The sequence below is a fragment of the Flavobacterium sp. genome (assembly GCF_050696275.1).
In the GTDB taxonomy this organism is placed as follows: domain Bacteria; phylum Bacteroidota; class Bacteroidia; order Flavobacteriales; family Flavobacteriaceae; genus Flavobacterium.
In genome coordinates this window covers 22,635-35,969 of the sequence record NZ_JBOGUT010000010.1, presented here as the reverse complement: position 1 = coordinate 35,969, position 13,335 = coordinate 22,635, and the positions used below count along the sequence as shown (strand labels likewise).

The window sequence follows — 13,335 nt, the reverse complement described above, 5'->3', positions numbered from 1 at the left end:
TGTTTTTGAACTATAATTTATATTATGTAAAATAGATTATTTCAAATAACACTTCTTTCTTACAAATTTTGTCTGTAAATTTACGCTTCAGTAATTTGTACAGCTTATGAACAATTCCATTGCAGAACGTGTCGCCACCTTTTTAAAAGCTTATAAACCTTTTAATTATTTAAGCTTTGAAGATTTAAAAAAGATAGCAAATTCTACTCGGGTTATTATTTTGGAAAAAGACAAAACTTTGTTTCAAATAAATGACTCGCTACATGATTCATTTTATGTCTTAAATTCTGGTGTTGTGCATCTTACAGTAATTTCTGATGCTGAAGAATCTCTTTTAAATAAATGTTATCCGGGAGATATTTTTGGATTGCGTCCTTTTTTCGCCAAAAATAATTATCAAATGACGGCAAAAGCTCGTGAAGAAAGTGTTGTTTATGCTATTCCAATTGATGCTTTCAAGCCATTTGCTTTGCAAAACTCTGAAGTTTTAACCTTTTTGTTAGAAAGTTTTGCTACAAACACAAGAAATCCTTCAGATAAAGAAAACACCCATAAGCTGTTACCGGATAACATGAATTTATCTGATAATCAAGCCGATGTATCCTATTTTCAGTCCCTAACATATAATAAAAACCCGCTTAAGGTTAAACGAGAAGATTCTATAAAAGAAGTTGCACAGCTAATGAGTGATAATCTGATTGAAAGTGCTCTTATTGCTGAAAATAACTTAGCAAAAGGCATTGTAACCGATGCAGATTTCAGATCAAAAGTGGCAACAGGTAAACATGGAATTCAATCCTATATTGATAAGATAATGACTTGTCCTGTCTTGACTGTTCCTGAAAATATTTCATTGGCAGAAGCACAATTAGTTATGATTACTCACAATTTAAATCATTTGTGTGTTACTGAAGACGGTACCGATAAAACACCTATTAAAGGAATTATTTCTCAAAATGACTTAATTGCGGCACAAGCAAATAATCCCGGTGTTTTATTAAAAGAAATTAAGCGTTCTCTTAGTGCGCTGGAATTGAAGCATGTTCGGGAAAGCTTAACAGATATTATCCAAACGTCTATTTCAAAAAATATTCCGCTTAACCATATAAACGCCATTGCAGGCGAAGTTACGCTGGCAATAGTAAGAAGAGCGGTTGAACAAGCTATTTTAGAGTTAGGCTCCCCTCCTGTCCCTTTTGCTTTCCTTAGTATTGGCAGCCAGGGGCGTAAAGAGCAGTTATTATATACAGATCATGATAATATTTTGGTTTTTGAAGATGTTTCTGCTGAAAAATACCGAGATGTCAAAGATTATTTCTTACAACTAGCTAAAAAAACAACAGCAACTTTAGAACAAGTTGGGTTTCTTCATTGCCCTTTTGGCCACGTTGCTAATAACACAAATTTATGTAAATCACTGACAGACTGGACAAAACAATACAATAGCTGGATAAATACTCCAGGTGAAAATACAAATGAAAATTGTACAATTTTCTTTGATTACGAATTAGCATTTGGTGAACAAAGCATTGAAAATGCCATTACCGAGAATATCTTCAAAAATGTCAAAAACAACACGCTGTTCTACGACTATTTAGGAAATGATGCACTGAAGAAACCTACACCGCTTAATTTCTTTAAAAAATTCAATTTAGAAGAAGAAGGCGAACACAAGGGAAAATTTGATATAAAAACAAAAGGATTAATGCCTTTAACAGAATGTGCACGGCTATTAGTTTTGAGTTTTGGCATAAAAGGAATTAACAATACCTATTTAAGGTTCAAACAATTAGGAATTTCCGATCCAGCACATGCAGAAATATATTTAGATTGTGCAGAAGCCTTTCTGACGCTGTCAAAATTTAGAGCCATGGAAGGCTTAAAAAATGACAATACCGGTGAATTTATTGATATTGAAGAGCTTTCTAAAGCCGATAAAGAAAAACTGAAACATGCTTTAATTCCTTTTCGTAATTTGGAAGAATTAATTAAAGACAAATTTCAACTAACACAATTTTCATAACATGTTCGATTGGATTAAAAATATAAACAAACCATATCCTGAATTCTGGAAAGAGTATTTGTCTAAATTTGATGAAAAATCAAATCGATATATTGCGTTAAGTGTTGAAACAACTGGGATTGACCCTAAAAAAGATGTAGTTATTTCCTTTGGAGCTGTCGGAATCATTAATGACACCATTTTGATTAGTGACAGCCTTGAAATTTCCATAAACGAAAACAGATACGAAACAGAAGCAGCAATGATTGAGCACTTCGTAGAATATATCGGGAATAGCATTCTGGTAGGACACCGAATCCATTTTGATATCGATATTATTAACGAAGCACTGGATAAATTAGATTGCGGTCGCATAAAAAATGAAGCTTTAGATATTGAAATCATGCATAAAAAATTGAATGATATCAACGATAAAAGCTTTTCATTATTGGAATTGATTTCACAATACAAAATTCAAAAACCAGACAGAGTATCCAGTGCTGAAGATGCTTTTTCTATTGCTTTATTATTCTTGAAATTAAAAAGTAAATTAGGTTTAAAATAGGTTATAAAATCTTTTCATTAATAATTTCATCAACAATTTCAGGGTTTAAAAGTGTTGAAGTGTCTCCAAAATTAGAAAAATCACCTTCTGCAATTTTCCTTAAAATTCGACGCATGATTTTTCCTGAACGGGTTTTTGGTAAACCAGGTACAAACTGGATTTTATCCAACTTCGCGATTGGACCTATCTGATTAGAAATTAACTGATTAATCTCTATTTCTAAATTTTCTTTTACACGGTTTTCTCCTATTTCTTTTAAAATAATAAATCCGTACAAAGCATTTCCTTTAACATCATGGGGAAATCCAACAATAGCACTTTCAGCTACAGCCGGATGCTCATTAATCGCATCTTCAATCGGGGCAGTTCCTAAATTATGACCTGAAACAATAATCACATCATCAACTCTTCCTGTAATTCGGTAATAACCGACTTCATCCCGTAAAGCACCATCACCTGTAAAATATTTTCCAGGAAAAGCAGTAAAATAAGTGTCTATAAATCGCTGATGATCACCCCAAATAGTCCTTGCCATTGACGGCCATGGAAATTTGATACACAAACTTCCCGTTACCTGATTTCCATCTATTTCATTTCGTAATTCGTCCATTAAAACAGGTTGTATTCCTGGCAAAGGCAATGTAGCATAAGTCGGTTTCGTTGGAGTTACAAAAGGAACCGGAGAAATCATAATACCTCCTGTTTCTGTTTGCCACCAAGTATCTACCAGCGGGCAGCGTTTTCCTCCCACATGGTCGTTATACCAGTGCCAAGCCTCTTCGTTTATAGGTTCTCCTACTGAGCCAATGACTTTTAAGGATTTTAAAGGAAATTTTTGAACATAATCCAGACTTTCTTTTGCCAAAGCCCTAATAGCTGTTGGTGCCGTATAAAACTGGGTAATTTTGTGTTTTTCAATTACTTCCCAAAATCGGCTTGAATCCGGATACGACGGAACTCCTTCAAAAATAACGGTTGTTGCTCCATTTAAAAGTGGTCCGTATAAAATATAGGAATGTCCTGTTATCCAGCCTATATCGGCAGTACACCAGTAAATATCGTTTTCTTCATAATTAAAAATATTTTTAAAAGTATAGGCTGTGTATACCATATATCCGGCAATAGTGTGCAGCATTCCTTTTGGTTTTCCTGTCGAACCCGAAGTATATAAAATAAACAAAGGATCTTCTGCATCCATGATTTCAGCTACATTATTTGGAATAGCTTCATCAAGTAACGGTTGCAGCCATTGATCTCGTCCCTCTTTCATATTGATAGACGAATTGGTTCTTTTGACTACTAAAACGGTAGAAACAGAAGGGCATTTTTCTAAAGCTTCATCCACAATTCCTTTTAAATCGATTGTTTTATTACCTCTAAATCCTCCATCAGAAGTTATTACCATTTTACATTCACAATCACTGATTCGTGCTGCTACTGCCGAGGCGGAAAATCCTGCAAAAATTACAGAATGAATAGCACCTATTCTCGCACAGGCAAGTACTGAAACTGCCAGCTCAGGAATCATAGGCAAATAAATACAAACTCTGTCCCCTTTTTTAATGCCTTGTTCCCGAAGTACGTTAGCCATTTTTGCAACACGAGCATATAACTCATTATAAGTAATATGCTGGGATTCTTCATCCGGATTGTTAGGTTCAAAAATAATAGCTGTTTTTTCTCCTCTTCTGGCTAAATGCCTGTCAATACAATTTTTAGTAATATTAACTTTTGCATCAACAAACCATTTAAACTCAGCTTTTTGCATATCAAAATCAAATACTTTGTCCCATTTTTGATACCAAACAAAATTTTCATCAGCAACCTTATCCCAGAATTTACGAGGCTCTCGGACAGATTTTTTATACATTTTAAAGTAATGTTCTAAGTTTTCAATTTTATAATAAGACATGATTTTTGTAATAAATGATTTTTTGTAAAATTATGATAAGTTAGCCGAAAAATATTTCAAAATCCCCATTTTTTTTAGTTTATTTGTACAAATACAACACAAAATTCAATGGAATTTGATCCACAGCTAATTGACCAAAAAGCAACTTATAAATTATTAACCGGAGCCGTAATTCCGAGACCCATCGGATGGATTTCTACGGTTAGTGAAGAAGGAATTCCAAACCTTGCCCCTTTTTCTTTTTTTAATGCTGTTGGAGAAGACCCTCCACATGTTATGTTTTCTACAGTTCGTCCCAATAATTCTAACAAAGACACATTAAATAATGTATTGGCAACCGGACAATTCGTGGTAAACATGGTTGTAGAAAGTGTTGTTGAGCAAATGAATACTACCTCTCAATCAGTTCCATCAGATGTTAACGAATTTCTGCTTGCAGGCCTCACTCCTATTCCATCAGTCAAAGTAAAAGCACCAAGAGTTAAGGAAAGTCCTGTGAATATGGAATGTGAGCTGGTTCACCACTATACTTTGGAAGATAATAAACACGGAGGCGCAACTATTATTATAGGGCGTGTCGTTATGTTTCATGTAGATGAAAGTGTTTTATTAGATGATTTCAAAATCAATATGGAAACGTACAAGCCTGTTGCTCGTTTAGCAGGCTCCAATTATGCTAAATTAGGAGAGATTTTCTCCATCAAAAGAAGTTAAAATGAAAATAACAGTAATTGGTGGAGGTCCAGGCGGTCTCTACTTTTCGATATTAACAAAAAAAGCTATTCCGGATTGTCAGATTGATATTTACGAACGTAATAAGTCAGATGACAGTTTTGGTTTTGGAGTAGTTTTTTCTGATGAAACACTTGGCGAATTCCTTACCAGAGATACACAATCGTATGAATTAATCCGAAGCAAATTTGCCTACTGGGACGATATTGTCGTTGCTCGTGATGGTCAAAATGTAAGTGTTTCAGGTAATGGATTTTGCGGCTGCTCCCGAAAAACATTACTTCAGTTATTACAGCAACGATGTACAGAAGAAGGAGTTAATTTGCATTTTGAGCAAAACATTACTGATTTATCCCAATTTAAAGACAGTGATATTATCGTGGCGTGTGACGGAATCGGAAGTGTTGTCAGAACGCAATTTGCTTCTGATTTTGAGACCAAAATAGTACTGCAAAAAAACCGTTTTGTATGGTTAGGTTCTACAAAACCGCTAGATGCTTTTACTTATTTTTTCAGAACAACTCCTTTTGGAACTTTCGTAGCACATACTTATCAATACGAAGCAGGAATGAGCACCTGGATATTCGAATGTTCTGATGAAACCTGGAAAAAAGCCGGATTTGAAGTTGAAAACGAAGCTTCAACAGTTCAAAAAATTGCTGAAATATTCAAAGAAGAACTTGACGGGCATCCTTTAATAACAAATAAATCACATTGGCGACAATTTCCACAGGTAACTAACGGAAAATGGCATAAAGACAACATTGTTTTATTAGGCGATGCGAAAGCGACAGCCCACTACTCTATTGGCTCAGGAACAAAATTAGCTATGGAATGTGCAATCGCTCTTTCAGATGCTGTGGTTGCAAATCAGAATGATAGTACTGCTGCCTTTGAACAATACGAAAAAAGCAGAAGAAACCGTGTTGAAATGATCCAGCATGCTGCTAATGTTTCTCTGGATTGGTTCGAACATATGGATCGTCATGCGCAACATAATTTTATGCAGTTTGCCTTCGGATGCATGACCCGATCCAAAAAAGTAACTTTTGAGAATTTAGCTATCCGAGATGCTTCATTTCCTGAAAAGGTATTAACCGAATTCAATGCCAAAATTGAAGATTCAAATCCAAAAACTCCGGCTGCATTTACACCATTTCAATTACGGGAAATGGTATTGCAAAACCGAATTGTAATGGCACCAATGGGTCAATATTCTGCAGAAAACGGACTTGTAAATGATTGGCATTTTTCGCATTATACTTCCCGCGCTCTTGGCGGCATCGGATTGATTTTAACCGAAATGACTGCAGTTTCAGAAACCGGCAGAATCACTTTAGGCTGTGCTGGCATTTATAATCAGGAACAAATCACAAATTGGAAGAAAACAATCGATTTTATTCATCAGCATTCGCAGACAAAAATAGGAATCCAACTAGGTCATTCCGGACCAAAAGGTGCAGTAAAAAAACCATGGGAAGCTTCAAATGAACCTGTTGATAAACCATGGGAACTTATTGCTGCCTCTCCAATCCCGTTTAACCAAAAAATGGCTATTCCTAAAGAAATGTCATCAGGAGATATGAATAAAATTGTCTCAGAATTTGTTCAAGCTGCTAAAAACGCTAATGAAGCCGGATTTGATATGATTGAATTACAAGCACATCATGGCTTTTTATTAGCCTCTTTCTTATCTCCTCTAACAAATATCCGTACAGATGAATTTGGCGGAAGTATCGAAAATCGCTTAAAATTCCCTTTACGTGTCTTTACTGAAATGCGTAACGTATTTCCAGAAAATAAGCCAATGTCAGTACGAATTTCTGCATCAGACTGGGCTGAAAACGGAATTACTGAAACCGACGTGATTGCTGTTTGTGAAGCTTTCAAAAACGCAGGAGCTGATATTATTAATGTCTCGACAGGAAATACTGTAGTGAATCAAATGCCTCAAGTGGGCAGAATGTGGCAGACTCCTTTTTCGGATGCTGTTCGAAACACTGTTCATATTCCAACAATTACAACCGGTTACATTCAGGATATTGACCAAATTAATACTATTTTATTAAATGGAAGAGCCGATTTGGTTGCTTTGGGAAGACCGTTATTAATTGATCCTAATTTTGTGAGAAATGCTCAGGCTTACGAGCAATTTAAACCTACTGACATCCCAAAACAATACATGGCTGGAACTTCTCATTTATATCCTTTAAAGGCTTCTGAAAGAAAAATGACAGAAGGAATGAAAAAAGCATTGAAGCCGGAAAGCCATAAGAATAATTAAGTTTTATGAAGCATTACGAAGATAATTTCGCCCACAATAGCTTACCTAATCCAGAATTACAGCCGGATTATATATTAGATTTACCGCAATTCCAACATCCTGAAATGTTGAATTGTGTCGAACGATTACTCGATTATCATATCCAAAACGGGCATGGAAATGCTGTTTGTATTCAGACATTTGATGAGAAATGGACGTATAATGATTTGTTTGAAAAAGCCAATCAGATTGCCCATGTTTTAATAGATGATTTAAAGCTAAAATCAGGAAACCGTGTGTTAATACGTTCGGCAAATAACCCTATGATGGTGGCTTGCTGGTATGCCGTTTTGAAAGCCGGAGGAATTGTAGTGGCAACAATGCCTTTATTGCGTTCAAAAGAATTAACAACCATTATTGATTGTGCTGAAATTTCACATGTGCTCTGCGATAGCTCCCTAACTGATGAAATGGAATTGGTTTCATCTCCATTTCTAAAAAGAACCTGTTATTATCGTAAAGCCGAGTTAGAAACTTTAATAGCTGATAAGGCCAAAACATTCATAAATTATCACTCAAAATCAGACAGTATTGCATTAATAGGTTTTACATCAGGAACGACTGGATTGCCAAAAATGACAGCACATTTTCACAAAGACATCTTAAATATTTGTGAAGCTTTTCCGCAATACTCTTTACAACCTACTGCAAACGATATTTTTACAGGAAGTCCGCCTTTGGGGTTTACTTTTGGTTTGGGCGGATTGGTTTTGTTTCCAATGTATTTTGGAGCATCTACTTTTTTAATTGAAAAACCTTCTCCTGATTTATTACTTCAAGCAATTCAAACCTATAAAATAACCATTTGCTTTACGGCACCAACCGCATGGCGAATTATAACAACGAAAGCCCGCGAATACGATATTTCCAGCTTACGAAAATGTGTCTCTGCTGGAGAAACGCTACCTTTAAAAGTTTGGGAAGATTGGTACAAAGAAACCGGATTGAAGATTATTGACGGAATTGGAGCTACTGAAATGCTTCATATTTTTATCTCTTCAACTGAAGAAAATATGAAGCCGGGTTCAACCGGAGTTGCCGTTACAGGTTATGAAGGTAAAATCATTGATCAATATGGGAACGAATTACCTGTTAACCAGCCTGGCCGTTTAGCTGTTAGGGGAATTACAGGATGTAAATACCTGAACCGAGAAGAAAAACAAAGAGAATATGTAGAAAATGGCTGGAATCTTACCGGAGATATTTTCAAGCAGGACGAAGATGGCTACTTTTGGTTTGTAGCTCGCGGTGATGACATGATTATTTCTTCAGGATATAATATTGCTGCAATTGAAGTAGAAAGCGTACTTTTAACACACGAAGCTATTTTGGAATGCGCTGTCGTCGGCTTACCTGACGAAGAACGCGGCATGCTGGTTTGTGCGCATATTGTTTTAAAAGATAAAGATAAAGCATCGGATCAATTTGCAAGTGCTATTCAACAATGGTTCAAAGAAATAGCTGCTCCTTATAAATACCCAAGAGTAATTAATTTTATTGACGCTTTACCTAAAACCGAAACCGGAAAAATTCAGCGTTTTAAGTTAAAATAGAAATCATATGAGAAAAGCATTTGTTATTTTTAGTATCACAGTTTTGTCAATCTCAGCAATGCTTATTTACGTGAATTGGAAATTCAGCTTGTTACTGCTCATTTTTATCCCTTTAATTGTCATGGGATTGCATGATATGTATCAGTCCAAGCAAACCATCAAAAGAAATTTTCCATTATTAGGAAGAATGAGATACCTGCTGGAATCTATTGGTCCTGAAATGCGCCAGTATTTTGTTGAAACTGATACTGATGGAAAACCTTTCAACAGACTACAAAGAAGCTTAGTTTACCAACGAAGTAAGAAAGAAACTGATTCTATGCCTTTCGGTACACAATTAAATGTATACGAACCAGGATATAAATGGATTAATCACAGTATAAAGGCTATTCCTTTTTCAGAAGTTAATGCAAATCCAAGAGTTAAAATTGGCTCTTCACAATGCGAAAAACCCTATATGGCAAGCTTATTTAACATCAGTGCCATGAGTTACGGCTCTTTAAGTAAGAACGCCATTTTAGCTCTAAATTCCGGTGCAAAGCAAGGCGGTTTTTATCATAACACAGGAGAAGGCGGGCTTTCCCCTTACCATTTAGAACCGGGTGGCGATGTAGTTTGGAATATTGGTACCGGATATTTCAGTTGTCGAGACAGTAATGGCAAATTTTCTTATGATGAATTTACCAAAAGAGCTACTTTGGATAACGTAAAAATGATTGAAATTAAATTTTCACAAGGTGCAAAACCTGGTCATGGTGGAATTTTACCAAAGCAAAAAGTAACGGATGAAATTGCTGCCATTCGTTTAGTTGAAAAAGGAAATGATATTATTTCTCCTCCAAGACATTCTGCTTTTTCAAATCCATTAGAATTAATGGATTTTATCCAATTATTACGAAAAGGTTCCGGTGGAAAACCTATAGGAATGAAAATATGTATTGGAAACAAATCAGAATTTATGTCTATTTGTAAAGCCATGGTACAAACCAAAACCTATTTTGATTTTATTACAGTGGATGGTGGTGAAGGAGGAACTGGAGCAGCTCCTCAAGAGTATTCCGATCATGTAGGAATGCCGCTGCGTGAAGCATTGGCTTTCGTTTACGATTGTTTGAACGGTTTCGGGATTAAAAATGAAATAAAGATAATCGCCAGCGGAAAAGTAATTACTGGTTTTGATATTATAAAATGTCTTTCCATTGGTGCCGATGTCTGTAATTCGGCACGAGGAATGATGTTTGCCCTTGGCTGCATCCAAGCTTTAGAATGTCATGCCAATACCTGTCCAACCGGTGTAGCTACACAAGATCCGAAACTAGTTAAAGGTTTAGTTCCTGAAGAAAAAAGTGTACGTGTAGCAAGATTCCAGCATGAGACAGTTAAAAGTGCTATGGAATTGATGGCTTCGGCCGGACTGGAGCACCCGGATGACGTTGACAGAACGGTAATCAGTGCCCGTGTAAGCGGTACAAAAATAGAAACTTATTACGAAATGTATCCTGAAATTGAAGCAGGTTGCCTTCTAAATGAAAATACGGTTCCACCCTCCTTTTTATTTTTCTGGAAAAAAGCATCAGCAGAAAATTTTTAGGAGCTATTTCCCGCTTTCGCCTTTATCTCGCTCCGTTTCACTGCGCGAGGATACCGGCTTTATCGGGGCTAAAACATACTATACAAATGAATAATTATTTTACAAAACAAGAAAAAATACGTTTCAAGCATGTTGATTATGCTGGTATTGTTTTCTATCCCCGATTTTTAGAAATGCTGAACGATTTGGTTGAAGATTGGTTTGAAGAAGCCTTAGACAGACCCTTTTCCAAAATACATGAAACCAATGGTATTCCGACAGTCGATTTAAAAGTTCAATTCAAAAAAGCCGCCCGTTTAGGAGAAATCCTGACTAAAAAGCTTTGGGTAACAAACCTTGGAGGTGCTTCGGTAAATTGCAGTTTTCGTTTTGAAGACGAACACGGAAAAACATGCCTTGAAGGTGAAGTTACACTGGTTAATGTAGCAATAGCTGAAGACCGCAGCGGTATAAAAGCAGAACCATTTTCGGATGAGATGAAGCAAAAAATAAGTAAATTCGTTGTTTAAAATTTATAATTCAATCAATTATCATGGATTTCCCAAAGTTCAAAGCTGCAACAGTACAAACTTCTCCAGTTTTTCTGAACGTAGAAAAGACAATCGACAAGGCCCTATCTTTTATTAAAGAAGCCAGTTCAAACGGAGCGAAACTAATCGCTTTTCCCGAAGTTTTTATCGCAGGATATCCTTATTGGAACTGGGTAATGACCCCTGTTCAAGGAAGTAAGTGGTATGAGGAATTATATAAAAATTCGGTTACTGTTACAGATCCGGAAATGGAAAGATTGTATCAAGCCGCTAAACAATACGATATCCATATTGTTATTGGTATTAACGAGCGAGGCAAAAGCTATGGAGAAATCTTCAATACTAATTTAATCATTGACAATAAAGGTATAATTATTGGCAAACACAGGAAATTAGTCCCTACATGGGCTGAAAAGCTAACCTGGACTTCCGGCGATGGTTCTTCTTTAAAAGTATATGATACTGAAATTGGCCCCATCGGAACATTAGCCTGTGGCGAAAACACCAATACTTTGGCACGATTTACACTTTTATCACAAGGAGAATTAATTCACATTGCCAATTATATTTCACTGCCTGTTGCTCCACCCGATTATGACATGGCTGAAGCAATCAAAATAAGGGCAGCGGCACATTCGTTTGAAGGAAAATTGTTTACAATTGTTTCCTGCTCTACAATTTCAAAAGAAATTATGGACACATTGCGTCCTGATGTTCCTAATATTGATGAACTTTTAACTCGTAAAAATTCTGCTTTTTCAGGGTTTATTGGCCCAAACGGAGCAGTTATTGGCGAACCGTTAATTGATGATGAAGGAATTGTTTATGCCGAAATTGATTTGCAGAAATGCATCCAGCCAAAACAAATGCATGATATTTTAGGGCATTATAACCGCTTCGATATTTTCGATTTACGGGTAAATATTGCGCCAACAAGAAAAATTACATTTATTGATAATCACGAAGAATTCAATAAGAAATAATATGGAAGATAAATATAGTGACGATCAGATCGGTAGAGCAAGAGTTCAGGATTCCCCCGAATTACAAGCTTATTATAAAGAACTCGAAACATTAGGTGCCGGTGCTTTATGGACTGTCGCGAACGACATTGAACCTTGGGAACCTCGTTCTTCTTCTGTTCCAATGCTTTGGAAATATGAAGATTTACGCGAATTAGTACTCAAATCATCTGAACTCGTTACTCCGGAACAAGCAGGAAGACGAGTGGTTTATTTGGTCAACGACAAACGTAAAGATGTTTCTGCCGCCGTGGGTTGGTTATATACCGGAATTCAGGTAACACGCCCTGGCGAAAGCACTTCGGCTCATCGACACAGAGCTTCGGCCTTACGTTTTATTATGGAAGGCGAAGGTGGTTACACAGTAGTAGACGGAAATAAAGTTACGTTTGAAGTAAATGATTTCGTAATTACACCAAATTCTGCCTGGCACGAACACGGAGTGGCTGAAAACGGAAAAACCTGTATCTGGCAAGATGGTTTGGATATTCCACTGGTGAATGCTTTAGAAGCTAATGATTATGCCGTTTTTGACGGAAAACAGCCTCTTAAAGCGCCTACAAACTATTTACCATTAACCTATAGCGGTGCCGGGTTGATTCCTCAAGATGCCACTTGGGGAAAACCCTATTCTCCCCTATTCAAATATGCGTGGAAAGATGTTTATCCTGCATTACTGGAAGCGGCAAAAGTCAATGAAGGTTCTCCTTACGACGGGATTATCATGCAATATTCCAATCCGTTAACTGGTGGCCACGTCATGCAGACAATGGGTGCTTCAATACAGTTATTACAAGCCGGATTTAAAGGAAAAGCTCATAAACACACAGGTTCTTTTGTGTATCAATGTGCCAAAGGAAAAGGATATTCTATTATTAATGGAAAACGATTCGACTGGAAAGAACGTGATATTTTTTGCGTTCCATCCTGGGCTTGGCATGAGCACGTAAATTTGTCTGAAACCGAAGATGCCTGCCTGTTTTCATTTAATGATTTGCCTGTAATTGAAAAACTCGGTTTATATCAGGAAAAAGAATATCCAGAAAATAATGGTTATCAAATTTTAGTTTAGAAGAAAGAAAATTGAATCAAAAAAAAATAGAAT

The 13,335-nt window shown here is 36.3% G+C and carries 10 protein-coding genes; 9 read left to right on the top strand and 1 reads right to left on the bottom strand.

The annotated features are described in order from the left end of the window. Positions 1-106: 106 nt before the first annotated feature. The gene (locus ACRDEC_RS07165) at positions 107-2,023 is read left to right on the top strand and encodes a DUF294 nucleotidyltransferase-like domain-containing protein (protein ID WP_431497656.1); all 1,917 of its coding nucleotides are present in this window, start codon (positions 107-109) and stop codon (positions 2,021-2,023) included. A 1-nt stretch (position 2,024) separates the two neighbouring features. Then, a complete protein-coding gene (locus ACRDEC_RS07160) occupies positions 2,025-2,567 on the top strand; it encodes a 3'-5' exonuclease (RefSeq protein WP_431497655.1) in 543 nt (180 codons plus the stop codon). 1 nt (position 2,568) lies between these two features. On the opposite strand, the gene acs is transcribed toward ACRDEC_RS07160, so the two are convergent. Continuing rightward, positions 2,569-4,479, bottom strand: coding sequence for an acetate--CoA ligase (gene acs / locus ACRDEC_RS07155; RefSeq protein ID WP_431497654.1), 1,911 nt, complete (start codon positions 4,477-4,479; stop codon positions 2,569-2,571). 108 nt (positions 4,480-4,587) lie between these two features. Here acs and ACRDEC_RS07150 point away from each other — a divergent pair, with 108 nt between their 5' ends. The 7 genes from ACRDEC_RS07150 to ACRDEC_RS07120 all read left to right on the top strand — a co-directional run bounded on the left by ACRDEC_RS07150 (position 4,588) and on the right by ACRDEC_RS07120 (position 13,302). Continuing rightward, positions 4,588-5,193 carry a flavin reductase family protein gene (locus ACRDEC_RS07150; RefSeq protein WP_431497653.1) on the top strand — a complete coding sequence of 202 codons (606 nt, stop codon included), beginning with the start codon at positions 4,588-4,590 and terminating at the stop codon, positions 5,191-5,193. 1 nt (position 5,194) lies between these two features. Further along, complete coding sequence (locus ACRDEC_RS07145) at positions 5,195-7,495, top strand: FAD-dependent monooxygenase (RefSeq protein WP_431497652.1); 2,301 nt, start codon at positions 5,195-5,197, stop codon at positions 7,493-7,495. A gap of 5 nt (positions 7,496-7,500) precedes the next feature. Further along, entirely contained in the window at positions 7,501-9,087 is a 1,587-nt protein-coding gene (locus ACRDEC_RS07140; protein ID WP_431497651.1) for an AMP-binding protein, read from the top strand. Between the two features lie 7 nt (positions 9,088-9,094). Further along, positions 9,095-10,678, top strand: a complete 1,584-nt coding sequence (locus ACRDEC_RS07135; protein WP_431497650.1) for an FMN-binding glutamate synthase family protein — start codon at positions 9,095-9,097, stop codon at positions 10,676-10,678. A gap of 86 nt (positions 10,679-10,764) precedes the next feature. Then, a complete protein-coding gene (locus ACRDEC_RS07130) occupies positions 10,765-11,187 on the top strand; it encodes an acyl-CoA thioesterase (RefSeq protein ID WP_431497649.1) in 423 nt (140 codons plus the stop codon). A gap of 23 nt (positions 11,188-11,210) precedes the next feature. Continuing rightward, positions 11,211-12,191, top strand: a complete 981-nt coding sequence (locus ACRDEC_RS07125) for a carbon-nitrogen hydrolase family protein (RefSeq protein ID WP_431497648.1) — start codon at positions 11,211-11,213, stop codon at positions 12,189-12,191. Position 12,192: 1 nt separating this feature from the next. Further along, the gene (locus ACRDEC_RS07120; protein WP_431497647.1) at positions 12,193-13,302 is read left to right on the top strand and encodes a cupin domain-containing protein; all 1,110 of its coding nucleotides are present in this window, start codon (positions 12,193-12,195) and stop codon (positions 13,300-13,302) included. The last annotated feature ends 33 nt before the right edge of the window (positions 13,303-13,335 follow it).

Excerpts from the sequence above, each read along its gene's own strand:
- ACRDEC_RS07150 (WP_431497653.1), top strand. The coding sequence starts at position 4,588 with ATGGAATTTGATCCACAGCTAATTGACCAAAAAGCAACTTATAAATTA.
- ACRDEC_RS07125 (WP_431497648.1), top strand. The coding sequence starts at position 11,211 with ATGGATTTCCCAAAGTTCAAAGCTGCAACAGTACAAACTTCTCCAGTT.
- ACRDEC_RS07160 (WP_431497655.1), top strand. The coding sequence starts at position 2,025 with ATGTTCGATTGGATTAAAAATATAAACAAACCATATCCTGAATTCTGG.
- ACRDEC_RS07165 (WP_431497656.1), top strand. The coding sequence starts at position 107 with ATGAACAATTCCATTGCAGAACGTGTCGCCACCTTTTTAAAAGCTTAT.
- ACRDEC_RS07130 (WP_431497649.1), top strand. The coding sequence starts at position 10,765 with ATGAATAATTATTTTACAAAACAAGAAAAAATACGTTTCAAGCATGTT.
- ACRDEC_RS07145 (WP_431497652.1), top strand. The coding sequence starts at position 5,195 with ATGAAAATAACAGTAATTGGTGGAGGTCCAGGCGGTCTCTACTTTTCG.
- acs (WP_431497654.1), bottom strand. The coding sequence starts at position 4,479 with ATGTCTTATTATAAAATTGAAAACTTAGAACATTACTTTAAAATGTAT.
- ACRDEC_RS07140 (WP_431497651.1), top strand. The coding sequence starts at position 7,501 with ATGAAGCATTACGAAGATAATTTCGCCCACAATAGCTTACCTAATCCA.
- ACRDEC_RS07120 (WP_431497647.1), top strand. The coding sequence starts at position 12,193 with ATGGAAGATAAATATAGTGACGATCAGATCGGTAGAGCAAGAGTTCAG.
- ACRDEC_RS07135 (WP_431497650.1), top strand. The coding sequence starts at position 9,095 with ATGAGAAAAGCATTTGTTATTTTTAGTATCACAGTTTTGTCAATCTCA.